The organism is Pantoea cypripedii (assembly GCF_002095535.1).
Lineage (GTDB): Bacteria > Pseudomonadota > Gammaproteobacteria > Enterobacterales > Enterobacteriaceae > Pantoea > Pantoea cypripedii.
This window is the reverse complement of the sequence record NZ_MLJI01000001.1, coordinates 304,499-329,464: the sequence shown is the minus strand read 5'-3', so window position 1 is coordinate 329,464 and position 24,966 is coordinate 304,499. Positions and strand designations below refer to the sequence as shown.

The 24,966-nt window shown below is 54.6% G+C and carries 23 protein-coding genes; 8 read left to right on the top strand and 15 right to left on the bottom strand.

Annotation, left to right across the window (positions count from 1 at the left end):
* Window positions 1-154 precede the first annotated feature (154 nt).
* The 3 genes from murP to gltP all read right to left on the bottom strand — a co-directional run bounded on the left by murP (window position 155) and on the right by gltP (window position 3,930).
* Window positions 155-1,579 (bottom strand): PTS N-acetylmuramic acid transporter subunit IIBC, encoded by a 1,425-nt coding sequence (murP, locus tag HA50_RS01460; RefSeq protein ID WP_084871870.1) that lies wholly within the window; start codon window positions 1,577-1,579, stop codon window positions 155-157.
* The gene (murQ, locus tag HA50_RS01455; protein ID WP_084871869.1) at window positions 1,579-2,490 is read right to left on the bottom strand and encodes an N-acetylmuramic acid 6-phosphate etherase; all 912 of its coding nucleotides are present in this window, start codon (window positions 2,488-2,490) and stop codon (window positions 1,579-1,581) included. Before murQ ends, murP begins: the two co-directional genes overlap by 1 nt.
* A 144-nt stretch (window positions 2,491-2,634) precedes the next feature.
* On the bottom strand, window positions 2,635-3,930 hold the full coding sequence (gltP, locus tag HA50_RS01450; protein WP_084871868.1) for a glutamate/aspartate:proton symporter GltP: 1,296 nt from the start codon (window positions 3,928-3,930) through the stop codon (window positions 2,635-2,637).
* A gap of 571 nt (window positions 3,931-4,501) precedes the next feature.
* Here gltP and acs point away from each other — a divergent pair.
* The 3 genes from acs (at window position 4,502) to HA50_RS01435 (ending at window position 8,605) form a co-directional block, all read left to right on the top strand.
* On the top strand, window positions 4,502-6,457 hold the full coding sequence (gene acs / locus HA50_RS01445; RefSeq protein ID WP_084871867.1) for an acetate--CoA ligase: 1,956 nt from the start codon (window positions 4,502-4,504) through the stop codon (window positions 6,455-6,457).
* 172 nt (window positions 6,458-6,629) lie between these two features.
* Complete coding sequence (locus HA50_RS01440) at window positions 6,630-6,959, top strand: DUF485 domain-containing protein (RefSeq protein WP_084871866.1); 330 nt, start codon at window positions 6,630-6,632, stop codon at window positions 6,957-6,959.
* A complete protein-coding gene (locus HA50_RS01435; RefSeq protein WP_084871865.1) occupies window positions 6,956-8,605 on the top strand; it encodes a cation acetate symporter in 1,650 nt (549 codons plus the stop codon). The genes HA50_RS01440 and HA50_RS01435 overlap by 4 nt, the downstream gene beginning before the upstream one ends.
* Before the next feature lie 100 nt (window positions 8,606-8,705).
* On the opposite strand, the gene HA50_RS01430 is transcribed toward HA50_RS01435, so the two are convergent.
* From HA50_RS01430 to HA50_RS01420, 3 genes are all read right to left on the bottom strand, one after another.
* Window positions 8,706-9,251, bottom strand: a complete 546-nt coding sequence (locus HA50_RS01430; protein WP_084871864.1) for a YfaZ family outer membrane protein — start codon at window positions 9,249-9,251, stop codon at window positions 8,706-8,708.
* Window positions 9,252-9,383: 132 nt separating this feature from the next.
* Window positions 9,384-10,079 (bottom strand): LrgB family protein, encoded by a 696-nt coding sequence (locus HA50_RS01425; RefSeq protein WP_084871863.1) that lies wholly within the window; start codon window positions 10,077-10,079, stop codon window positions 9,384-9,386.
* Window positions 10,072-10,497, bottom strand: coding sequence for a CidA/LrgA family protein (locus HA50_RS01420; RefSeq protein ID WP_084871862.1), 426 nt, complete (start codon window positions 10,495-10,497; stop codon window positions 10,072-10,074). The genes HA50_RS01425 and HA50_RS01420 overlap by 8 nt, the downstream gene beginning before the upstream one ends.
* Before the next feature lie 106 nt (window positions 10,498-10,603).
* Here HA50_RS01420 and HA50_RS01415 point away from each other — a divergent pair, with 106 nt between their 5' ends.
* On the top strand, window positions 10,604-11,506 hold the full coding sequence (locus HA50_RS01415) for a LysR family transcriptional regulator (RefSeq protein WP_084871861.1): 903 nt from the start codon (window positions 10,604-10,606) through the stop codon (window positions 11,504-11,506).
* Window positions 11,507-11,524: 18 nt separating this feature from the next.
* Here the strand turns inward: HA50_RS01415 and HA50_RS01410 are convergent, their stop codons facing one another.
* From HA50_RS01410 to soxR, 4 genes are all read right to left on the bottom strand, one after another.
* Complete coding sequence (locus HA50_RS01410) at window positions 11,525-13,174, bottom strand: Na+/H+ antiporter (protein ID WP_084871860.1); 1,650 nt, start codon at window positions 13,172-13,174, stop codon at window positions 11,525-11,527.
* Window positions 13,175-13,313: 139 nt separating this feature from the next.
* Window positions 13,314-14,663, bottom strand: coding sequence for an NCS2 family permease (locus HA50_RS01405; RefSeq protein ID WP_084871859.1), 1,350 nt, complete (start codon window positions 14,661-14,663; stop codon window positions 13,314-13,316).
* A 208-nt stretch (window positions 14,664-14,871) separates the two neighbouring features.
* Window positions 14,872-15,537 (bottom strand): glutathione S-transferase family protein, encoded by a 666-nt coding sequence (locus tag HA50_RS01400; protein ID WP_084871858.1) that lies wholly within the window; start codon window positions 15,535-15,537, stop codon window positions 14,872-14,874.
* Between the two features lie 50 nt (window positions 15,538-15,587).
* On the bottom strand, window positions 15,588-16,064 hold the full coding sequence (gene soxR, locus HA50_RS01395; RefSeq protein WP_084871857.1) for a redox-sensitive transcriptional activator SoxR: 477 nt from the start codon (window positions 16,062-16,064) through the stop codon (window positions 15,588-15,590).
* 83 nt (window positions 16,065-16,147) lie between these two features.
* Between soxR and soxS the strand changes: the two genes are divergently transcribed.
* Window positions 16,148-16,576, top strand: a complete 429-nt coding sequence (soxS, locus tag HA50_RS01390; protein ID WP_084871856.1) for a superoxide response transcriptional regulator SoxS — start codon at window positions 16,148-16,150, stop codon at window positions 16,574-16,576.
* A 261-nt stretch (window positions 16,577-16,837) separates the two neighbouring features.
* On the top strand, window positions 16,838-17,119 hold the full coding sequence (locus tag HA50_RS01385; protein ID WP_084871855.1) for a YjcB family protein: 282 nt from the start codon (window positions 16,838-16,840) through the stop codon (window positions 17,117-17,119).
* Window positions 17,120-17,174: 55 nt separating this feature from the next.
* Here HA50_RS01385 and HA50_RS01380 read toward each other — a convergent pair whose 3' ends face one another.
* Both HA50_RS01380 and HA50_RS01375 read right to left on the bottom strand, forming a co-directional pair.
* Window positions 17,175-18,125 carry an ATP-grasp fold amidoligase family protein gene (locus HA50_RS01380; protein ID WP_084871854.1) on the bottom strand — a complete coding sequence of 317 codons (951 nt, stop codon included), beginning with the start codon at window positions 18,123-18,125 and terminating at the stop codon, window positions 17,175-17,177.
* Window positions 18,126-18,133: 8 nt separating this feature from the next.
* Entirely contained in the window at window positions 18,134-19,390 is a 1,257-nt protein-coding gene (locus HA50_RS01375) for an MATE family efflux transporter (RefSeq protein ID WP_084871853.1), read from the bottom strand.
* A gap of 526 nt (window positions 19,391-19,916) precedes the next feature.
* Between HA50_RS01375 and HA50_RS01370 the strand changes: the two genes are divergently transcribed.
* Window positions 19,917-20,312, top strand: a complete 396-nt coding sequence (locus HA50_RS01370) for a transposase (RefSeq protein WP_084871852.1) — start codon at window positions 19,917-19,919, stop codon at window positions 20,310-20,312.
* A gap of 910 nt (window positions 20,313-21,222) precedes the next feature.
* On the opposite strand, the gene HA50_RS01365 is transcribed toward HA50_RS01370, so the two are convergent.
* Window positions 21,223-22,182, bottom strand: a complete 960-nt coding sequence (locus HA50_RS01365) for a DMT family transporter (protein ID WP_084871851.1) — start codon at window positions 22,180-22,182, stop codon at window positions 21,223-21,225.
* A 72-nt stretch (window positions 22,183-22,254) separates the two neighbouring features.
* Window positions 22,255-23,085: an AraC family transcriptional regulator gene (locus tag HA50_RS01360; RefSeq protein ID WP_084871850.1), complete on the bottom strand. Its 831-nt coding sequence runs from the start codon at window positions 23,083-23,085 to the stop codon at window positions 22,255-22,257.
* A 128-nt stretch (window positions 23,086-23,213) separates the two neighbouring features.
* Here HA50_RS01360 and HA50_RS01355 point away from each other — a divergent pair, with 128 nt between their 5' ends.
* A complete protein-coding gene (locus tag HA50_RS01355) occupies window positions 23,214-23,753 on the top strand; it encodes an isochorismatase family protein (RefSeq protein WP_084871849.1) in 540 nt (179 codons plus the stop codon).
* Here HA50_RS01355 and HA50_RS01350 read toward each other — a convergent pair.
* Window positions 23,743-24,876 (bottom strand): L-dopachrome tautomerase-related protein, encoded by a 1,134-nt coding sequence (locus tag HA50_RS01350; RefSeq protein WP_084871848.1) that lies wholly within the window; start codon window positions 24,874-24,876, stop codon window positions 23,743-23,745. The genes HA50_RS01355 and HA50_RS01350 overlap by 11 nt on opposite strands.
* Window positions 24,877-24,966: the final 90 nt, after the last annotated feature.

The following is a 24,966-nucleotide window of genomic DNA, read 5'->3' as shown; positions in this document are numbered from 1 at the left end:
CGGCAGGGAAAGGTCATAACTTTACTGTGGTTATCTAATTTTAATTGTGAATAAAGCAGGGGATTTGCGGTGTCGGGGAATGAAAAGGAAGAAAAATCCATTAAATTTAATGTAGTGGCGCGAATTATCGCGCCGTTTTTTTGACGTTAATCGGTTAACTCAAATCCACCCCGCGCGTGCCACCCCACCAGGTAAAGGCAAAACCGCCCACCCAGGCCACCATCAATCCGGCGAGGTATACCGCCATACCGGCGAAGATACCCTGCGGCGACGTCATCAGCGGCAACGTCACCAGCCCGGACGGACCGAACACCGTGTTCATGCCGACGGGTAATCCCAGCCAGGCCACCAGCCCGATAAAGAAACCGCCCAGCGCCCCGCCACAACAGGCGGTGATAAAGGGTTTCAGCCGTGGCAGGGTGACGCCGTAAATTAACGGCTCGCCGACGCCTAACAGGCCCGGCACAATCGCCCCTTTTATCTGGCTGCGTAACTGCGAATGTTTATCCGCCCGGCACCACAATGCCAGCGCCGCCCCCACCTGACCGGCTCCCGCCATCGCCAGAATCGGAAACAGCGAATTAAATCCCTGGCTTTCCATCAAAGCGAAATAAACCGGGATAAAACCCTGATGAATACCAAACATCACCGCAATCAGAAATAATCCGGCCAGAATGGCGCAACCAAACGGATTGCTGTTCAAATGAATAAACAGCCATGACATGCCTTTAAATAATTCACCACCAATCGGCATGATCACCAGGAAAGTCACCGCGCCAGTTATCATCAAGGTCAGCAAAGAAGTGAGAATCATATCCAGATTATCGGGAATGATTTTACGCAGCTGCCGCTCCAGCCAGGCACCAAATATCGCCGCTAGCAGCACGCCAATAATATTGCCGCGCGGATCGATAGTCAGGCCGAAGAAATTCTCCATGCCGCTGTAATAACCCACGGTGGCGGTGGGTACATAACCCAGCACAAATAATGAAGCGATAATCGCCCCATTCACCCCGGTGCCGCCAAAGGCTTTTTGCGCGTTATAACCAATCAGGATGCTAAGAAAGGTGAACAGCCCTTTGCCAAACACCTTCATATAGGCGACGGTCGCCAGCAGCCAGTGGGGATGATCGCCTGGCGTGGTGAGATGAAAAATCTGCTCGATCAGCGTGGCAAAACCCAGCAGCAAACCGGCACCGATAAAGCCGGGGATCAGCGGAGTAAAGATGGTGGCAAAGCGGGCAAGAAACTGATGCAGGCGGCTGGTTTGTTTCGCTTTGAGCTGCTGCTTTTGCGCCGAGGCAATGGATTGCAGGTCGGCCGGGTTATCCAGCATCGTCTGCATCATTTCCGCCGCGCTCTGCGCTTTGCCAGGTCCCAGCACAATCTGCAACTGCGCATCGCTGTCGATCACTCCGAGCACCCCTGGCAGGGTTTTCAACCGGGCATGATCGGCGAGCTGCGCATCCGCTAAGGTCAGGCGCAGGCGCGTCATGCAATTACCGCAGTGCGCCACATTGGCCGCCCCACCTACGGCGTGCAGAATATCGCGCAGTAAGGATTCGCTGATGGCGGCCATTATTGCGCTCCTGCATCACGTAACGCCTGACGAATAAAGCCATGATGCTGGCCCAGCAGCGCCTGCGCTTCATCAGCCTGTAAGCCCGCCAGCACCATCACAATGGCGGTTTTGCAGTGGCCCTGACAGGCCGCCAGCGCCTGCTGTGCCCTGGCTTCATCGCAGTCGGTCGCCTGGCGCACGATGTTAATCTGCCGCTGCACCAGCTTCTGGTTGGTGGCTTCCACATCCACCATCAGGTTGCCGTACACCTTGCCGCTGCGAATCATCGCGCCAGTGGTCAGCATATTCAGCACCAGCTTCTGCGCGGTACCGGCTTTCATCCGCGAGGAACCGGTGACCACTTCCGGGCCAACCACCGGGGTCAGCGCCACATCGGCCACCTGCGCCATCGCGCTATTTGGGTTGCAGGTTAAGGCGGCGCTAAACGCACCTTGTTGTTTCGCGTAGTCGAGCGCCCCCAGCACGTACGGGGTGCGGCCACTGGCAGCAATGCCCACCAGCACGTCTTTGGCGCTGAACTGAATATCACGCAGATCCTGTGCGCCCTGCGCAACGTTGTCTTCCGCGTTTTCCACCGCCTGCAAAATCGCGGTGTGGCCCCCGGCGATTAACCCCACCACCTGACTGCGCGGCGTGCCAAAGGTCGGCGGACATTCGCTGGCATCCAGAATGCCAAGACGCCCGGAGGTGCCAGCACCACAGTAAATCAGGCGACCGCCCTGGCGAAAGGCAGTGGTGATGGCATCCACTACCTGGGCAATCTGCGGCACGATCGCTTCTACAGCCAGCGCCACCTTTTTATCTTCATCGTTGATAACGCGCAGCATCGCTTCCGTCGACAACTCATCAATATGCTGGCTGGCCGGGTTACGGCCCTCAGTGACCATCTGGCTAAGATCGATTTTCATGCGCACAGGCTCCGGTGAAAGAATAATTTATTCGTGAAACTATATATCAAATTGAATTCTTAATTCACTCAGGCAGGAAAAGATTTTTTCAGTTTTGTGGGGCAGAAAGAAAAAACCCGCCGGACGGCGGGTTTGTGCAGAAGGTTATGCCTGGGTGCGTAATTGCAGCTCGTAAGCGGCGGCCTGTTCGGTGTCGAACTGGTTTTCCCAGCGCGCGATCACCAGCACTGCCAGCGCGTTACCGATCACGTTCAGCGCGGTGCGCGCCATATCCATAATGCGGTCAACACCGGCAATAAACGCCAGACCTTCCAGCGGAATCCCTACGCTGCCCAGCGTCGCCAGCAGCACCACAAAGGAGACACCCGGTACGCCCGCAATCCCTTTCGAGGTCACCATCAGGGTCAGCACCAGGATGATTTCATCGGTCAGCGACAGGTCAATACCGTACAGCTGGGCAATAAAGATCGCCGCGATGCTCTGATACAGCGTAGAACCGTCGAGGTTAAAGGAGTAACCGGTCGGCACCACAAAGCTGGTGATGGCCTTCGGTGCGCCATAGGCTTCCATCTTCTGCATAATGCGTGGCAGCACGGTTTCCGAGCTGGAAGTGGAATAGGCCAGAATCAGTTCGTCTTTCAGGATACGCATCAGGGTGGTGATACGCAGCTTACACAAACGCGCCACCGCACCCAGCACCACAAAGGCAAAGAACAGAATCGCGACGTAAACCAGCAGCACCAGCTTGGCGAGCGGCCACAGCGAAGCAAAACCAAAGTTGGCAATGGTGACGGCAATCAGAGCAAACACCCCGACCGGCGCGTAGCGCATGATCATATGCGTCACTTTGAACATGGTTTCGGAAACCGAACGGAACAGCCCCACCAGCGGATCGCGATGTTCCGCAGGCAGTGATGACAGCCCCAGACCAAACAATACCGAGAAGAAGATAATCGGCAGCATGTCACCTCTCACCAGCGAGGCGAAAATGTTCTGCGGGATCAGCGACAGGATGGTGGTCACCAGGCTGTGAGGTGCGCCCTGCACCGCCTGCGTGGTAGCTTCATATTTAGAGATGTCCACCGTTGCCAGCGTTGACATATCAATGCCGCTGCCGGGTTGGAATACGTTGGCCAGCGTAATGCCGACCACAATGGCAATGGTGGTGATCACTTCAAAATAGACGATGGTTTTGACACCAATGCGTCCGAGTTTTTTCGCATCACCGACACCGGCGATGCCGACAATCAATGATGAAACGACAATCGGCACCACAATCATCTTGATCAGATGAATGAAGATATCACCGGCCGGGCTGAGAATATTGGTGATTAACCATTCACGATCGTCCGGCTGATTATGCAGCACCGAGCCGACCACCACGCCGAGAATCAGTGCGATCACTATTTGCCAGGCGAGGCTGAATTTAAAACCTTTCATAACGCGTTATTTCCTCAGTTAAAACCCCTTTGCTCTGCTGCGAAGGTGCAGAAGACGATACACACAGGGAAGGGAGCAAAAGCTCGATAAAATAGAGGGTTATACTGGAATAGATCCGGTACTGCTGTGCGGGCGTTTTGCGCGCATCCTGTGAGTCAGCCTGAGTGGATACTGGTTTCACAGGGGCGAGATAAGTACCATTTTCACTACGGTAAATGCAACCCCTGGGGGGATAGCTTAAATCTTATCCTTTGCTGTAGCATAAAATGCTGATCCGATGACAGAACCATAACCCGCTGTTATGAAAAGTTTTAATTCGATAAGTTTCCGCATAGCTATGCAGAATCGGACAAAAAGCCATCGGGTGCGTTTGCTGCTATTTTGTTCAGAACTTTCTCAGACTTCGCCTGCAACGCCCTGCCATCCTTACTGATCACACAACGAAATTTGCCACATGAATAGCCACACGCTTAGGCCGTGATCCAGTCTGCAAAACCGAAACAAAGCTCTCGCGCCGGGCTTCAATTAACTATTGATTGACATATGATTAACATCTTCAAGGAGGTCAGCCATGAGCCAAATTCACAAACATCCCGTTCCTGCTGCGATTGCAGAAAATGCCCTGATCAATGCCGGGCAATATGCAGAGATGTATCAACAGTCGGTTGACGATCCCGAAACCTTTTGGGGCGAACAAGGCAAAATTCTCGACTGGATGACGCCCTACAGCAAAGTGAAGAACACCTCCTTTGCCCCAGGCAATATTTCCATTCGCTGGTATGAAGATGGCACGCTGAATCTCGCGGCCAACTGCCTTGATCGCCATTTGCAAACCCGTGGTGACCATCCCGCCATTATCTGGGAAGGCGATGACGCCAGCGAAAGCAAAACCCTGACCTTCCGCCAGCTGCACGGGGAAGTGTGCCGTTTTGCCAACGTCCTGAGCGGCCTCGGCGTGAAGAAAGGCGATGTAGTCGCTATCTATATGCCGATGGTGCCGGAAGCCGCAATTGCCATGCTGGCCTGCGCCCGTATCGGCGCGGTGCATTCGGTGATTTTCGGCGGCTTCTCACCGGAAGCGGTGGCCGGACGCATCGTCGATTCCAGCGCCAAATTGGTGATCACCGCCGATGAAGGTATACGCGCCGGACGCAGCATTCCGCTGAAGAAAAATGTCGACGATGCCCTGAACAATCCCAACGTCACCAGCGTGAAGAACGTGGTGGTGTTTCAGCGCACCGGGAAAGACACCGGCTGGCGCGAAGGCCGTGACCTGTGGTGGCATGATCTGATGGCAAAAGCCTCCGATCAGCATCAACCGGTGGCGGTGAACGCGGAAGACCCGCTGTTTATCCTTTATACCTCCGGTTCCACCGGCAAGCCGAAAGGCGTGCTGCATACCACCGGCGGTTATCTGGTGTATGCCGCAACCACTTTTAAGTATGTGTTTGATTATCATCCTGATGATGTTTACTGGTGTACCGCCGACGTTGGCTGGATCACCGGTCACAGCTACCTGATTTATGGCCCGCTGGCCTGCGGTGCCACCACGCTGATGTTTGAAGGCGTACCGAACTGGCCGAAGCCGAGCCGCATGGCCGAAGTGGTTGATAAACATAAGGTCACGCTGCTGTACACCGCGCCGACCGCGATTCGCGCACTGATGGCCGAAGGTGACAAAGCCATCGAAGGCACCCATCGCACCAGCCTGCGCATTATGGGTTCGGTGGGCGAACCGATTAACCCGGAAGCCTGGGAGTGGTACTACAACAAGATTGGTGACGGTCGTTGCCCGATTGTTGATACCTGGTGGCAGACCGAAACCGGTGGCTTCATGATCACCCCGTTGCCGGGGGCCATTGAGTTGAAAGCCGGTTCCGCCACCAAACCCTTCTTTGGTGTGCAGCCCGCGCTGGTGGACAACGAGGGCAATACCCAGGAAGGCGCAACCGAAGGCAACCTGGTGATTGTCGATTCATGGCCGGGCCAGGCACGCACCCTGTTTGGCGATCACGAGCGTTTCGAGCAGACCTATTTCTCCACCTTCAAAAATCGCTATTTCAGCGGTGACGGTGCCCGCCGTGATGAAGATGGTTACTACTGGATCACCGGCCGCGTGGATGACGTGCTGAACGTTTCCGGTCACCGCCTCGGCACGGCGGAGATTGAGTCAGCGCTGGTGTCGCATCCGAAGATTGCCGAAGCCGCAGTGGTGGGCATTCCGCACAGCATCAAAGGCCAGGCGATCTATGCTTATATTACGCTGAACCACGGTGAGGAACCGTCGCCTGAGCTTTATACCGAAGTGCGCAACTGGGTACGTAAAGAGATTGGCCCGATTGCCACCCCGGATGTATTGCACTGGACCGATTCACTGCCGAAAACCCGCTCCGGCAAAATCATGCGCCGTATTCTGCGCAAGATCGCCGCGGGCGATACCAGCAATCTGGGCGATACCTCAACCCTGGCCGATCCTGGCGTGGTAGAGAAACTGCTGGAAGAGAAACAATCCATCAAAATGCCCTGATGGAGCTTAACCCCGGCGGTGAGGTTCAGCCTGTTTAGCAAGGCTCCTCACCGCCAGCCTTACCTTACGTCGTACTCTTCAACATCGCATTTATTAAATAATTAGAACATTCAGGCGGTTAACATCACATTTTGGTGAGGTTACTGCCTGCCTTGCCTCTGGAGAAACTGTGATGAACGAAGCCGTAAACCCTCAGGAAGCTGTGTGGCAGCAAATCGAGAGCAATCCGCGCTTTCAGGAACTGGTGCATAAACGCCAGGCCTTTGCGCTGTTGCTTAGCCTGATCATGCTGGTGCTGTACGTTGGTTTTATCCTGCTGATCGCCTTTGCCCCCGCCTGGCTTGGCACGCCACTCCATCCCGGCACCAATGTGACGCGGGGTATCCCCATCGGCGTGGGCCTGATTGTCATCTCCTTCGTGCTGACCGGCGTCTATGTGTGGCGTGCCAACGGCGAATTTGACCGCCTGACCCAACAAATTCTGCGCGAGGTGAAACAATGAAGCGTCTGCTCCCGCTGCTCCTCGCCGCTGCGCCACTCAGCGCCTTTGCCGATGCCATCACCGGTGAAGTACAGAAACAGGCCACCAACTATGAAGCCATTATCATGTTCGTGGTGTTTGTTGCCGCGACGCTGGGCATCACGTATTGGGCCTCAAAACGTACCCGTTCACGCAGTGACTACTACACCGCAGGCGGCAACATTACCGGCTTCCAAAATGGGCTGGCGATGGCGGGGGATTTTATGTCCGCCGCGTCTTTCCTCGGTATTTCGGCGCTGGTGTATACCTCGGGCTATGACGGCCTGATTTATTCACTCGGCTTCCTGGTGGGCTGGCCGATGATCCTGTTTCTGATTGCCGAGCGCCTGCGTAACCTGGGCCGTTTTACCTTTGCCGACGTGGCCTCTTATCGTCTGGCACAGAAACCGATTCGTACCCTCTCCGCCTGCGGCTCGCTGGTGGTGGTTGCGCTGTATCTGATTGCGCAGATGGTCGGGGCCGGTAAGCTGATTCAGCTGCTGTTCGGCCTTAACTACCATATCGCGGTGGTGCTGGTGGGCATCCTGATGGTGATGTATGTGTTGTTCGGCGGCATGCTGGCGACGACATGGGTACAAATCATCAAAGCGGTGCTGCTGCTGTTCGGGGCCAGTTTTATGGCGATTATGGTGATGAAGGCCACCAACTTCAGTTTCAATACGCTGTTTACTGAGGCAATGGCGGTGCATCCGAAAGGCGCGGCGATTATGCAGCCTGGCGGGCTGGTGAAAGATCCGATCTCCGCGCTATCGCTGGGGCTGGGGCTGATGTTTGGTACCGCCGGTTTACCGCATATCCTGATGCGCTTCTTCACCGTGGCGGATGCGCGCGAAGCGCGTAAAAGCGTGTTCTGGGCCACCGGCTTTATGGGTTATTTCTACTTCCTCACCTTTATTATCGGCTTTGGCGCAATTCTGCTGGTGGGCGCTAACCCGGCGTTTAAAGATGCCAGCGGTGCGCTGATTGGCGGCACCAATATGGCGGCGGTACACCTGGCGGATGCGGTAGGCGGCAGCCTGTTCCTCGGCTTTATCTCTGCGGTGGCCTTCGCCACCATTCTGGCAGTGGTAGCCGGTCTGACCCTGGCCGGTGCTTCTGCGGTTTCCCATGACCTGTACGCCAGCGTGATCCGTAAGGGGCAGGCCACTGAGCGTGAGGAGCTGCATGTCTCGAAAGTCACGGTTCTGGTGCTCGGCGTGGTGGCGATTGCGCTGGGGATTTTGTTCGAGAAACAGAACATCGCCTTTATGGTCGGCCTGGCGTTCTCGATTGCGGCCAGCTGTAACTTCCCGATTATCCTGCTGTCGATGTACTGGTCAAAACTGACCACGCGTGGTGCGATGATTGGCGGCTGGCTCGGCCTGTTGACGGCGGTGGTGCTGATGATCCTCGGCCCGACCATTTGGGTGCAGGTGCTGGGACATGCGAAGCCGATTTATCCTTATGAGTATCCGGCGTTGTTCTCAATGCTGGCGGCCTTTATCGGTACCTGGCTGTTTTCCATCACCGACAGTTCAGAGCAGGGAGCCGCTGAACGGCGACGTTTCCGTGGGCAGTTTATTCGTTCACAGACCGGAGTGGGGATTCAGCAGGGGAAATCGCACTAATCAAAACGCGATCGGATCATGTAGCGGCGCGATTTATCGCGCGCCTTTAAAACTGCGCGATAAATCGCGCCGCTACGATTCAGTGCGGTTTACGCCCCTATCAGAAACGCAGTGACGCGCCGACATACGGGCCATCGGCCAGTACGTTGTCTTTACGGCTGCCCTTGTTGTTCAGCTCGATGTACTGATAACCGACACGCACGTTCAGCAGGGAAATCGGGGTGAAGCTCAGGCCACCGGACATTTCCTTGTAGCTGTCGAGGTGATCAGAGAACGCTTCTGGTGCGTAGTAGTAGCCACCATACAGGCCCCACATACGGTTGAAGTTATATTGCGCACCCGCACCCACTGCCACAGTAAAGCCGTCTTTACCATCTTCCGGGTGAGTGAACAGCGCTTTCGCTGTCGGTGCCAGACGCAGGCCGCCGAAATCGACGTTATAACCCAGTCCCAGACCGTAGCTGCTGCCGTCATGATCGCTGCGCAGCCAGTTGCCATTGAGGAACAAACCCGGTGAGGTCGTACCGAGGCCAAGGTTGAGGTTGGTGGTGTGCTCACCCACGTCAACACTGCCCTCAATCGCCTGCGCGCCGCTGCTCAGCAGTGCCAGACCCAGTACGCTTCCTGTAACAAGTTGCTTTAACATGTAATTCCACTCCATGAAGGACAATCAATTCGGCGGAAAGGGTAAACAGCCAGGCGGCAGGACACAACTTTATTTGGCAAGCTTTACGTAAACAGGGATGTCGATGGGAAGTAAAACGGCCCTTACGGGCCGTTAAGCCTGCCACATCAGGTGGCCGAGCAGCGGTGCGAGGATCACCGTTACCACGCCGGAAAGCATCATCACCAGGCTGGAAACCACACCTTCCTGCTGGCCGATCTGGTAAGCGCGTGCGGTACCGGCACCGTGCGATGCAGCACCAAAGCCCGCACCTTTCGCCACCCCCTGCTTAATCGCGATGCGCAGGAACAGAAAATCCCCGACCGCCATACCAAACACCCCGGTGATCACCACAAATAACGCCACCAGGTCCGGTTGGCCACCGATGGGTTTGGCCGCTGCCAGTGCAAACGGCGTGGTGATGGAGCGTACCGCCAGGCTGCGCTGGATGGATTCCGGCAAGGTCAGCAGCCGCGCCAGCCACACCGAGCTACAAACGGAAACCAGCGTCGCCGTCGCCACACCCAGGCTGAGCGATAACCAGTGACGTTTAATAATCTCCTGGTTTTCATACACCGGCACGGCAAAGGCCAGGGTGGCCGGGCCGAGCAGCCACAACAGCCAGTGGCTTTCGGCGATATAGTCTTTCCAGCTCACATGGGTTACCAGCAGCAGCACCACCAACACCAGCGGCGTCATCACCAGCGGCATCAACAACAAGGTACGCCAGCGACGGTAAAGCCGTTTGTTGAGGTAATACACCAGCAGCGTCAGCACCAGACAGATCAGGCTGATAATCAGGTCATTCATGACGTGCCTGCTTACGCGCGGCGCGCGCCATTTCAAAACGGTAAACACGGTCGACCACCAGCGAGGTGGCAGCCAGTACCAGCAGGGTACTGAGCGCGATCACCACGCAGATACGCCAGCCTTCGCTACGCAGCAGATCGCTGTAGTTCACCACCGCCACCACCGCCGGAACAAAGAACAGCAGCATCTCGGCCAGCAACCAGTTCGCCCCGGCTTTCACCCAACGCAGTGGTATGACGTGCGTCATGATTAATACCAACAACAAAACCATGCCGACGACGTTGGCGGGCAGCGGCAAATGCAACCAGCCCACCAGTTTGTCGCTGGCCATAAACAATCCCACATACAGCACCAGCTGTAGCGGGACGAAAATACGCTGCAGCATGTCCGTTCTGCGCGGACTCAATGCGAACGCCATTTTCCCCTCTCCCCGGTAAATAAATCAGGTGTTCAGTATAAATCGCAGACAGAGTGTGAAAAAAATGAATTAATATTATTCAATCTATGCCAATAAGGAATACTTTATGGACGTCCGCGCGCTGCGCTACTTTACCGAAGTGGTGCGCCAGCAAAGTTTCACCCGCGCTGCCCAGAAGCTCTACGTAACCCAGCCGACCATCAGCAAAATGCTGCGCCAGCTGGAAGAGGAGCTGGGCTGCACGCTGCTGTTGCGCGACGGGCGCAAACTGCACCTTACCGATAGCGGCCAGGCGGTGTATCAGCGTGGACTGGCGATTTTGCAGGAATTTCATCAGCTGGAAGCCGAAATTGGTGACATCAACCAGTTGAAGACCGGCGAGCTGCGCCTTGGCATTCCGCCGATGGTCGGGATGCAGATTGCCGGTTCCATCTCGGCGTTTCGCCGCCGCTATCCGGGTGTTGAGCTGAAGATCGCCGAATTTGGTGGTCTGACTGTGCAGCAGGCGGTACTGGATGGCAGCCTCGATATCGCACTGACTGCGCTGCCGGTTGACCCCGACCTCCCTCTCAACACGCTGGAATTGATGCACCATCCCTTGTGTGTCCTGCTGCCCCGCACCGCGCCCTGGCTTAATCGTACCCACCTTGGATTGGGCGAGCTGGCGGAACATCCGCTGCTGATTTTCAACGAAGAATTTTCCCTGAATCGGCAGCTGATGAAGGCGTTTCATCGCCTGGGTCTGACCCCGAATATCGCGGTGCGCAGCGGTCAGTGGGATTTTCTGGCGGCGATGGTACAGGCAGAAATGGGGCTGGCGATTCTGCCGGAGCCGATTTGTCAGCGTCTGGATAAACAATCGTTACTGTGGCTACCGCTGGAATCGGAGCTGAAGTGGAGCCTGGGATTAATCTGGCGGGAAGGTAGCTATTTGTCGCGCAGTGCCCAGGCGTGGATTGCCTGCTGCCGTGAGCACTGGCCGGATAATGCGCCGCGCATCTCAGTGTGATGCGCGGCGGCCCCTCCGTTACTCCTCTTTCTCGATCAGCAGGGCTTCCAGCAGGTCGAGATCGCGCAGCAGTTTCTGCATGGTTTCATTGGAGATTTGCTGGGTGGCGCGCAGATGGTAAACCTCGGCGCGTTCTGCCCTGATGGCTGTGAGACGGAATCGGCGTTCCAGATTTTCGGCAAACAGCGCCTGCTCCAGCTCGTCTTTACCAACCACGCGACGGCGCAGGTTACCAATCACCCGCAGGCTCACCTCTTTCAACAGCTCCGGGTCGATGTTTTCCTGGGTGTCTTTTTCCAGTCGCTCTTCCATCTTGTGCAGGCTATCAATCGCCACCGTGGCCATCGCAGCACGCGCACTTTGCACCTCGCGACGATGTCCCACTTTATCGGTGCCCTCAATGCCGCGCAGCAGGAGAGGCAGCACCACTACGCCAACCAGCAATGAGAACAGGATCACGCCCGTGGCGAGAAACACCAGCTCGTAGCGCGCCGGGAAGGCATCGCCATTGGTGAGGAACAGCGGAATCGACAGCACACCGGCGAGGGTAATGGCACCGCGCACCCCGGCGAAAGAGGCGATTAGCAGCTCACGCAGCGAGTAGCTGGCAAACTCCAGCGGCTTTTTCTTCAGGAAACGCTGACTGCCGCGTTTCATCAGCCACAGCCAGCCAAAACGCACCACCATCAGCGCGCCATACACCAGCACGATATCCGTGAACAACATCCACAGCTGGACATTGGGATCGGCATTCGCCTGCTCGACGGAGGCTTCGAGGATGTCCGGCAATTGCAGACCCAGCATCAGGAACACCATGCCGTTAAACACGAACTCCAGCATCTGCCAGACGCTGTTGGCACGCAGACGCATCGCCAGCGGAGCCTGGCGGATAATGCCGGAACGGGTGATAGTCATACCCGCTGCCACCGCCGCAAGGATGCCCGACACGCCAAGATGTTCAGCAATCAGATAAGAGGCGAACGGCAACAGCAGCAGCAATACGGTTTGGGTCGCCGGGTCATCACCACTCCAGCGGCTCAGCAGACGCAGCGAACGGCCATACAGCCAGCAGACTGCGACACCCGCCACCAGGCCGCCCACCGCCACTTTGAGGAACTCAACGCTGGCTCCGCCCCAGGTGAACACCATGGTGCCCATCGCCACGGCGACGGCAAATTTCAGTGACACCAGGCCAGATGCGTCGTTCATCAGGGCTTCGCCCTGCACAATCGACATAATTTTCTTCGGGATACGCCCTTCACCGACGATACCGGAGAGCGCCACCGCATCGGTGGGTGACAGTACCGCCGCCAGGGCAAAGGCCGGAATCAGCGGGATGCCCGGCACCAGCCAGTAAATCAGGTAACCGATCCCCACCACGGTGATCAGCACCAGCACCAGTGCCAGACCGATGATCTCGCGCCCGTGGTGCAGGAATTCGTTAATCGGCGTTTTCCAGCCGTCGGCGAACAGCAAGGGCGGAATGAACAGCACCAGAAACAGTTCGGGATCAAAATCGACATGCAGACCAAAGGTGGGCCAGGCGAGCATCGCACCGGCAGCAATCTGCACCAGCGGCAGCGGGATTTGAAAGGGCAAGATACGTGCCGCGACGCCGGAGAGCGACACCACCAGCGTCATGATGAGAATAGTAAAGAAGATTTCCATGCTTTCCTTAGGCGAATCGTAATCGTTAAAGCGATGTTGTTGCGCTGGAAAGTGTAAAACAAAATGCCGCACGACAGGAAAACCCGACGTGCGGCACAGCAAGGAAAGATAATAATTCGGACTTCAGGAGATTTTCAGATCAGATGGCCCAGCCACCGGCGTAGAAAGCCACCAACGCCACAGCAATCACCACGGTGCCGAAATTCAGCTTACGCCACTCACCGGCAAACAGGCGACCAATCACCAGCGCCGCGAAGCCGAGCATGATGCCGGTGACAATGTTGCAGGTCAGCACGATAAACACCGCCGTCAGCAGGCCGGACATGGCATCGACAAAATCGTTGAAATCGATCTTCGCCACGTTGCTCAGCATCAGTAAACCCACGTACATCAGCGCTGGCGCGGTGGCGTAAGCAGGGACCAGATACGCCAGAGGCGACATAAACAGAATCACCAGGAACAGCAGGCCAACCACAATCGCCGTCAGACCGGTTTTACCGCCCGCCGCCGTACCGGCCGCCGATTCGATGTACACCGCTGCCGGAGAGGCACCCACCAGGCCGGCAAACAGGCTGCTGACCGAGTCGGTGGTCAGCGCGCGACCGCCATTAATGATCTGCCCGTCTTTATCCAGCAGATTGGCTTGCCCGGCCACCGCGCGAATGGTGCCAGTGGCATCAAACACCGCGGTCATGACCAATGCCAGCACCGTTGGCAATACCGCTGGTTGCAGCGCGCCCATGATGTCGAGGCTAAACACCAGCGACTGGCCGCTGGCATCTTTCAGGCTCGGCATGGCAAACAGCCCCTGATACTTCACCGCCGGATCGAAAATCAATCCGACAATGGAGATCCCGACAATGGTCAGCAGGATGCCGCCCGGTACACGACGTTTTTCCAGCCCGAAGATGGCTGCCAGCCCGACCAGCGCCATGATCACCGGGAAGGAGGCAAAGTGCCCCAACTCCACTGGCAAACCGGCCGCCGGATTTTTCACCACCAGGCCAATGCTATCGGCGGCAATCAGCAGCAGGAACAGGCCGATACCGATGCCCGTGCCATGCGCTACCCCCATCGGCAGGTTACGCAAAATCCACGCACGAATGCCGGTGGCAGAGATCACGGTAAACAGCAGCCCCATCAGGAACACCGCCCCGAGGGCAATCGGCACACTGATATGCTGCCCCAGCACCAGGCTGAAGGCGGTGAAGGCGGTCAGCGAGATGGCGCAACCGATGGCCATAGGCAGGTTGGCCCACAGCCCCATCAGGAGGGAACCAAAGCTTGCCACCAGGCAGGTCGCGACGAAGACCGCCGTCGGAGAAAAACCCGCTTTGCCGAGCATGCCCGGCACCACAATGACGGAATAAACCATTGCCAGGAAGGTGGTTAACCCTGCCAGCACTTCCTGACGCACGCTGCTACCGCGTGCTGAAATCTTGAACCAGGCGTCCAGTTTTCCACTGGCCGGGCGAGAATCGCCAGACATAATTAATCCTCTGCATTTTTTGTGTTGTGAGTGGCCGCACGGCTACCGTTTTCCTGCCGTCCTGGTGCACGTCTCTCCGGTGAAGAAACAAAGCAAACGTTTACGTAGCCGCGTATTTCTGGTCGTAAAAGGGGAAACACAGAAAAAAGGCAAACGATTATCCGGTTAATGGCGGGCGGTTTTCAACTGATAATCTGGCATAACGGATTTAACCGCTGAAATTTATCGGACCGCCCTGCTCCAGCGCCCGCTGCCAGGCCGCCCGTTGTTCCATCCCTTCCAGCCAGCGCAGACTGGCGGGCATATCGCGCAGACCGGTACGCGCGCGCATTGCCAGCAACGGAAAACTCATCTGGATATCGGCGATGGTAAAACGATGACCGGCAAAGTAAGGGTGCTGGCTGAGATGTTGCTCAATCACGCTACCATGCAGCGCCAGCTGCTTGTTCAGCCACGCTTTCTGGATACCCGCGCTGAGCGCTTTGCCCGCCGGACGCAGCAGCCAGGGCACCGGCTTTTTGCCCAACTGGCCGAACACCAGTTTCATCACCAGCAGCGGCATCAGCGATCCCTCGGCGTAATGCAGCCAGTAGCGGGCCTGAATCTGCGCATCCTCATCACCAGGTTTCAGCCGATACTCGGCGTCATATTTTTCTGCCAGATATTCGAGGATGGCCCCGGACTCCGCCACCACCCGATTGCCATCGGTGATCACCGGGGATTTGCCCAGCGGATGGACTTTTTTCAGCGACTCCGGTGCCAGCAAGGTGCCTTCACGTTGGTAACGCTTAATTTGGTAAGGCACTGATAACTCTTCCAGCAGCCACAGCACCCGATGTGAACGGGAATTTTCAAGATGGTGAACGGTGATCATCATGGCTTCCTGACCAATGGATTGACCCGGCAAGTATAGATGATGACGTCTTAGCGTTTCTGCTCGTCCTGTTGTGGATCGAGTAACACCGCCCCTGAACCTTGTTCTGCCAATCGGTCGCCGGGGTTACGCAGCGGACAATCACGCATCGACAGACAACCGCACCCAATACAACCGTCGAGATCGTTACGCAGGCGCGTAAGCGTTTCGATGCGTTTATCCAGTTCCTCGCGCCAGTGCTGGGTCAGCGCGTCCCATTCCTGGGTCGACATACGTTTGTTGGCAGGCACATGCATCAGGCTATCGCTCACCGTGGCGAGAGGAATACCGATACGTTGCGCGATTTTAATGATCGCCACGCGGCGCAGCACATCGCGGCTGTAACGCCGCTGGTTGCCGTTATTGCGCGTGCTGGAGATCAATCCTTTGGTCTCATAAAAATGTAGCGCCGAGACCGCCACGCCGCTGCGCTTTGCCACTTCGCCCGGCGTCAGTACCGGCTTCGGGTAGTTGCGTTCTTTTTTCATTTGGCTCTTTACCTCAAGTTAACTTGAGGAATTATACTCGTTCCCCATTGAAACTTCGAATCTCTACTCAGAAGGATGTGGTTATGATGCAAGAGGAAATCATTCATTCACTGACGCACTGGATCGATCAGAATCTGGATAAAACCCTGTCAATTGATGAAGTAGCGGCCAAATCAGGTTATTCCAAATGGCACCTGCAACGTATGTTCCGTACCGTGACGAAACAAACGTTGGGCGGCTATATCCGCGAACGCCGTTTAACGCTGGCAGCAGAAGCACTGCGCCAGACGCAACGCCCGGTATTTGATATTGCGATGCAGTACGGCTATGACTCGCAACAAACTTTTTCCCGCGTGTTTCGTCGTCAGTTCTCGCAAACACCGACGGCCTATCGCCACACCATGCGTCGTCAGGCGATGATCCAGCGTCCACGCCTGGTGAGCTTTGATTGCAACGAGAACCTGGCCAGCTTTACCCAGCGTACCACCGGCGAGTGCTGCCCGATCCGCTAATCCTGTCTGCGCGCCCCCCTGCGGGCGCAGTTCGTCCCCCCTGCCTATCAATCGCACCTCGCACAACGTCGATAAAATTTTTTCTACCATACCAGGTATAAATTTTGTTCAAAATTTCAAATCGAGTGATATAATGTGACACAAGTCACAAAATAATGCGTAATACGACGGCCTGAAGGGCCTCCCTGACCTTCCTTCTTTGCCGCCAGTGATGTCCGATGAATGTCAGGGATGTTACTGATTCATAGAGGTTCGTTGCAGATGGCTACTTTAACCACCAGTCTTATCGTTATGCGCTGGGAATTGCTGAGCGCAATAATGATGTTTTTCGCCAGCACCCTGAAAATTCGTTTTCGTCAGAACAGCCACCATGTGATGGCGCTGATGTGCGGCGGAATCGGCCTGGGCATGTCCTGCTGGTTTGTCACCGGCCTGCTGGGAATCACCCTGAGCATGGAAAATCTGCATAACTTTATGGAAATCACCAAAAACGCCTTCGTTGAGGTGATGAGCCAGACCCCTGCCGATTGGCCAATGCCCTGATTTCCCCCCAATAAAAAACCCCGCATCGCGGGGTTTTTTATTTTGCTGTGTGATTTCAAATTTTCTTCAATACGGCCGGGATCTTGACATCCCCCACCGCACCGCCCGGCGTCTTCGCACCGAGACGGTCCTGAATCCACATATCACCCATCATCTGATTAAGCCCACGATCCAGTCCGGTGACCATCCCAGCGCCAGGCGTAAAAGTCAGCTCGCCAAAGTAAACCTGCTGTTCGTGGATATACCAATCAACACGAACATAATCGAAATCACTCGCCAGTTTCTTACTCAACGCTAAGGCATGTTGCAGTGCTGCCAGCTGCGACGAGATATCCAGGCCGGTATCACGGATTTTGTGATAGGCCTCGTCCAGATTATTGACATAAAAATTCATTGATATCAGCGGATTGCATCTGTTGTAAATCACCTGCAACACAAATTCGAAGTTACCATCGCGTTTATTAAACATATGGAACTTGTAATCAATCGGCGCGGTTTTCCCATCACCAATATATTTCTCCACCAGAATGCGCGGCTTGATGTAGCGGTAATGAATCTCACGCGCCTCATCCGCATAATCTTTTTTCAGCCAGCGCTGGCAGTTGCTGATGATCTGCTGCTTTTTCAGCGCATCCGGTTCTTCCAGCAGGATTTCCACCATATTGGAACCGTGATTTGGCTTGATCACCGTGTTCTTCCAGCTCGGCAGCGTATGCAGTGAATGCGGATCGCTGGTTTCATACAGCAATGGAATCAAATATTCACCGCCTATCTTTTCAGCGACGTAATCACGCACCGAATATTTATCCGACAGACGACCATAATTCTGATAGTCGCCATAAACAAACTTACGGTACAGGATCTTCTCGTTAAACACTTTCGGCTCACGCAGATTGGGCAGGCGGCGGAATTTACGGAAGTAAAAAATCCGATCCTGATAAGCCCAGGGCATTTTCCTGATGAAATACCGCACACTTTTTCTCAGTTCATCTTTCAACTTAAGCATATCTGACCTCATTTGTAGGTTTTGTAGTTGAGTGAGGAAACCTGAATCTTGTAAATGACGCCGTTTCTGAAGAAGTAATTCATTACGGTGAGGGACAGAAGTTCTGTCAGGAAAACGCTCCAGGCAGCCCCCATGATGCCGTACCCCTGGATCAGCCACCACGACATCGGAAGACCGATGGCGACCAGGCAGAGAATTTTCCTGAGCAGATAATTAAATCCACCCTCTTTAACGATATAGCGATATGCGACAGTCCCCATCGCCGAAAAACTGGAGGCTATCGATAGCAACGTAATGAGACTTCCCGACTGCGTGTAATCGTGACCATATAAAGCAATGATTATTTTTTCACCATATAAGGCGATGACAAATAACAGAATCAGTGAAACACCCAACACATACCCATTCAGACGCGCCGTAAGCTTAATTGCCGCTTCGCCACGTTCTCTGAATATTTCCGAAAAGCTGGAAGTGATGATGGCCAGTGGAATAAAGGTCCACGATGCCGAAATGGTATTGGCCGCTGCGAACAACCCGAGATCGCGTGCTGAAGCGATACCGACCAGGAACATTTGCGCGGTTTTCACCTGTACCGAAATAAAGATGCTGGAGATCGCCAATGGCAGTCCGGCATACAGCAGGTAACGCAGATAAGGGCCACGTTTCACGCGCGCCGGTGATTGCTCCTGGTTCTCGCGGTAAAAGTTGTAACGCTTGATAGCGTAAGGAACCAGCGTCACGGCGACGATCGACAGGGTCAGCCATAACGGGCTAAGCCGAAACCAGGCAATGGCGAAACTGAGTGCGAAGCCCAGTAGCAGACCAACAGAGTTAGCAATGGTATTGAGACGTGAGGCCAGGCGCGCATTGTTATACACGCTGAAGGTGTCCTGGGTGACAAATACCGAGGCGATGAATGAGGCCAGCGCAAACGCAAGGAAGTTTTCCTGCATGTTGTACCAGACCCAAATCAACACCGGCACCGAGGTCAGCACCAATAACGCTAACCGCAACGTACGTGCGACGTTCATCAGACGTACCCCTTTCGGCGCACTCTTGCTGATGGTCTTGAACAGTATCGTTTCGGTGCCAAACATCGCTACGGTCTGCACCATAGAGAAAAGTGAGGTAGAAAACGCCATTTGACCAAACACCGTTGGGCCAAAGGATTTTGCCACGTAGGAGGTAACAAATATGACGCCGAAAACAGAGACAATCTTCTCAGACATCATCCAGGCGGCATTTGACATTACGCTTAATTTCATCAACTCGTCCTTAGTATTACTTACTGCTACTACAAGCGGTACAACGTCCTTGAAAAGAATTAAACAAGTCTTAGTGGGCCTGACTTAAATTAATAACTTCAGACCATGCTGGTCCGAAAAATGAGACTCGCATCAGGATTCAGAGAATGAATTCAGGAAAATTCCGATTAAATCCGGCGCGAAACCCTGCGGATGTAAACGATTTCAGTCTCAATTTCGACTAAAAGCTTACTGGCACATCCTGTCATTTTTGCAAGCAGGTTATGCCGTTTTTCCAATGAATGTAGTATTTTTCCGCAGTTGGGATGAAATGAATCTATATCAAAAACCCAATACCAGGAAGGTGTTCAACGGCAATCATAATAAAATAAGACTTATCCCATGATGATATTTATTACAAATAACTTAATTTAATCCTCGCAATTCTAATCGCGCACTTTAATACTGCATTAATAGTGTTTTTGCAGTACCAGATATTAATACAGTAATTCTCATCCACTAATTGATAAGAAAGGTAATAGCATTTATGAGAAAGTCACGATATAGCGAAGAGCAAATCACAAATGCCATTAAAGCTTCTGAAACGGGAGTGAAAGTCAGGGAGATTTGTGAGGAGCTTGGCATTTCCGAAGCCACTTTCTATAGCTGGAAGAAAAAGTTCTCTGGGCTTTCTTCCGAGGAAGGTAGAAAAATCAAAGAATTGGAGGATAAGCTCCAGATACTCACCCGCGAACTACAGGCGCTCAGTTCTGATAAGGAGATGCTGCAAAGCGTACTGAAAAACTTCTTCACCACCAATGAAAAGCGCCAGGCGGTTAACTTTTTGCAAACCACCTTCGACATTGGAACCCGTCGTAGCTGCCGCTTGCTGGATATTAGCCGCAGCGTTTATCACTATCCTTCAGGTACAGATAATCGCTAACACTATCGGGGCCGTTGTAATTTGATTTAATGCTGGGATTTGTTCTTACCAGAAGAGATGAAGGTCATTTAATTCAGTGTTCGTAACATAACAATTCGCACCATGCTTTCCTGATGAGTTTCATCAGGGAATTGTTTCTTTTTTTGCGGTAAAATTGATTCACATCAGCAAAAGTCTCGCTATTCAAGCTATTTACGCCCGACCCAATCTCATTTCGGTGAGATTGGGGCTTTCATTATTACTTAATCAACATTAATACTCTGCACTGAATACAGATTATTCTGTTTAGCATTGATGAACAACCCGGTGAAATTCTTATCACCATACTCTTTTTTAAACTGGATCTGTGTCTGAATCTGGTGATCACCCACTTCCTGCCCCGAAGAACTATTCGTGCTTTCGATGCCAGGAATTATCCTGAAGAGAAACGTTATCAATACTAAACAATAAAGCGATCCCCGCTGCCTGTAGCATTAATATCCCCTCACTATTCATCGTTAAACTTAAACAGTTTCCCGTGTAGCGATGGCGAAAGAATCTCAACGAATCTGCAACGCCTTAAGGAAAAGACGGTTCCGGCAGCGCAATATCAGTGCCAAAAGGCGTTAAAAAGCCCCTGATGACGGCGGGTTTTATCCATATTTTGCCCCCACAGCGACTCCGCCCTCACGCTTATCATCCCTTTTACCGGGTCAATACAGCCAGCATCAGGACAAATTTCAACCTGATATCAGGGTGCGGATATGCCATTTAAATGTAGAAATGGCCACTCAGGACCAGGGGAAAGTTATAAGACGCGGTTTTTTTAGCGCAGAAATGGCAAAAGGAGAGGATTTCGGGCTGGTCTTATTCTTAAAAATGCTGGTATTTCAGGATGCCAGCCAGCAGCGGAGCTGGCATCCTCATAGGCTTAAATTTCCAGCGATGTCACCACCGGCTGCGGTTTGATGCGCATTGCCGCGATAACCCCGATGATCAGACAGCAGATCCCCACCGCAGTTAACACGGGTGGCCAGCTTTGTCGCCACAGGAAAGTCCAGAACAGCCCGGACAAGGTTTCAAACACAATCAATGGCCCCATGATGACCGTAGGCAGCCGCTGACTGGCCGCGTTCCAGCACAGCGTCCCAAGCCATGAACAGAACAGGCCAATCGCCAGCATCAGGAGCAGGAACACCTCGGGTTGCGGGCCAAACGGCAGCCCAAAGCCCGGCTGCTGCCAGTGAATTTGCCCACACACCAGCAGATAAAACACCAGCGCCAGGGGTAACGTGACCAGCCCCTGCGCCGTCGCCCAGCTACCGGGTTTGTGCTGAGGATGGCTGCGCAGCCAGCGCGCATTACGTAACGGATACCAGGTCCAGCAGCCCACCGCCAGCACGGCCAGCAGCAGACCGGTAAGATAACGTGGCCAGTCCAGCGCCGCCCCCTGTGCCTGTAACTCGGCGGCGTTGACGCATACCAGCCCCACAGAAATAATCAGCAAGGCGGGCGTTAAGCGCCGCCATGGCAAGCGCCCTTCCAGATGCCCATAGCAGAGGTTAGCGGTTACCGACATCACCACCGGTAAGGTGCCAATAATCATGGTGGAGACCGGTGCTCCAGTACGCTGAATGGCACTGGCAAGGAAGGCGTAATACATCAGATTACCCACCAGCGACAGTTTCAGCGCTTCCACCCAGTCTTTGCGCGCCAGTTGACGCAGACGCCGCCGATCCAGCCAGGCGAGGGGTAACGCAATCAGTCCAAAGGCGACATAACGCCCTGCGGACTGTAACGTTCCAGGGTAATCCGGCACCAGCAGCGGACCGACAAAGATCAGCCCCCACATCAATCCCGCCGCCAGCGCGAACAATATTCCAGCTAACATAATCTCTTCCTTTATCGCAATTCCGCCACAGTGTGACGGAACAGCGCAGCAAAGGCTTGTAGCAGATTGCTGTTAGCGCGCTGGGAAGACCTGTTTCTGGTAGCGGCCAGGGGTAATGCCGTAACGATGGGCGAAGGCTCGCGTCAGGTGGGCCTGATCGGTTAAGCCAACAGCTGCTGCCACCGCCGCCGCACTCTCCCCCTGAGCCAGACGCAATTTGGCGTCATAAAGACGAAATGCCATCAGCATCTGATGTGGCGTCACATGGAACTGCTGGCGGAAACTGCGCAGAAAATGCCACGGTGAGAGCCCCGCCAACGCAGCCAGTTCATCCAGCCTGACCGGTTCAGCAAGGTTTTCCCGCAGATAGGTTTTCACCTGATCGAAACGGTGCCCCCCTTCCGCCGGGCGGGATTGTCCACGCCGTGCCAGTGGACGCAACAACTCCAGTAACTCGATCAGCAAACCTTCACGCTCCAGAGCCGTTCCGGCCTGGCATAAGGCCGCCAGCCGCAGAGAAAACGGCTGCGCCAGGCGTGCATCGGTGCGCAACGCGTCGCTAAACCACCAACTACGGTCACCGGTGAGTTTCTCCATTTCATCCGGCTGAATGTAGATCATCCGGTAGCGCCAGCCCTCCTCACAGGCTGACTCGCCGGTATGCAACTCATCAGGATTCATCATCACCAGAGAATGCTGCGGCGCGGTGTAGTGAGTACCACGATAACGGAAGCGCTGCGCACCAGACTCAATGGTGCCGATGCCAAAGGCTTCGTGGGTATGCGGTTCAAAGGCATAGCGGGAGATGTGCGCCTGATACAGCTCAATACCCGGCAGTTCAGCAAATTGCTGGAACTGCGCCCGATCGCGCTCACAGGGAAAAATTGCAGGGACCACAGACATAGCACACCTCCATCGTTAATCAGATAACCAGCATGCCCCGCCAGGCAGGTGAAATGCAAAACAGATTTGCTTTGCCTGTGATGAGTTTCAACGCCACACTGGCATGCAGGCATATAAAGGAGACAACGATGAGCAACAATGTGGTGATGGTGGTGGACATGCAGAACGGCGTGCTGGCAACGCCGCGTTTTGATCGTGCCGGACGCTGCGCACGTATTAATCAGCTAATCGCCGCTGCCGACCAGGTGATTTTTATTCAGCACGTCGGCCCCGGACTGGAGGCCAACAGCGCAAGCTGGGGCATCGTACCGGAGCTGCAGCAACCGGCTAACGCTCTCTACGTCAATAAAACCGCCTGTGACGGCTTCTGGCAAACCGACCTGGCGGCAACGCTGGAACAGCACGGCATGACTTCTTTCGTGATCTGTGGCTGTGCGACCGATTATTGTGTTGATACCACACTCAAAGTCGGTGCCAGCCTCGGCTATCGCATCACCGTTGCCGCCGACGCACACACCACTGCAGATCGTACCTTTGTTTCTGCCGAGCAGCTCATCAACCAGCACAACGAAGTCTGGGCAGATCTGATTCTGCCGGGCAATCCCGTGCAGGTTCGCCCGACAGCCGAACTGCTTGCCAGCTGGCAGGTGGCAGCCGTTAACCGGTAACCGCACCACCGAGGCTGATACCCTGAAACTCATCTGGCAGCGACAACTTATAAATGGCGAAGCACGCAGCTGCGCCCGGTTGCGCTGCCAGCGGTTGTTTAACCGGGATGTAGAACTGCCGGTCATGACTGATAAAAGTACCGTCTGGCCGCAGTAGCCGCTTATCGCTGGTCAGCACCCGTGTTTCACCGGAAGGAGCAAGGACCCGAATATTGTGGGTCACGGTTTCGGAAAAATAGACATTTCCCGCCGAATCCATGCAACAGCCACCGGAGAAGTTATTGTCGTATACCTGCTCAACATGGCTGATGAGTTGCTCATCGCTCAGATCAGTTTGTTGCAGCCAGCGGGTCTCGACCCGATATAGCGGACCGGTCGGTGCAGCCCAATACAGCCATTGACCATCGGCGGTAATTTCGATCATATCGCTATTGGGCGGATGGAAGGTCTTCCCCCCTTTGACCCCGGCTAATATCGCGGGCGGGGCTTTATCGGACGCTTTCACCACCCGCATACCTGACAGGCGGCGCTGCGTTTTGCCACTGACCATGTCATGCACGATGATGCCACCCAGGCCGGAATCGCTGATATACAGCGTGTTGCCGTGGAATCGCAGGTCATTCATTTGCGCGCCTGGCGGCAGGATCTGATCGTCAAAACGCAGGATTTGCAGGATTGCGCCACTGTGGGCATCCAGCTGTACCAGTTTCTGCGCCCCTGGTTGCGGTATCGCATCTTCTGGCGAGAATACCCCCGCGCTGAGTGAACCCTGATCGACACACCACACTGTATCATCGGCAAAAATATGCACGGAGTTCAGGTAAACAAACGCATTGCGTCCATCTTTGCCGGGTTGCCATTCATTCCAGCTATTGCCCGGAAAGGGTCGCAGGGTGCCATCGGACTCACGTCGCGCCAGTGACGGTGTCGGCTTATCTTTGGCATAGCGCGGCAAGCCAAGAAACAACAGGTTATTACGCGTCAGCGCCACCTGATTCGCCATCCACGGTGAAACTAACGCGACATCCAGTGGCAAAGGATCTTCCGCAGTGAACGCCTGAACATTGCGCACCACACCCAGCGCACTGAGGGCTAATAAAAATGTACGGCGGTTGAGGTTCACTCACGCTCCTTATTCAGCCGGGATAATTGGTCAGACAGGATGGCGGAGCGGCATGGCGCATGAACGGCTTTTTGTGCCACTTCAGAGGAA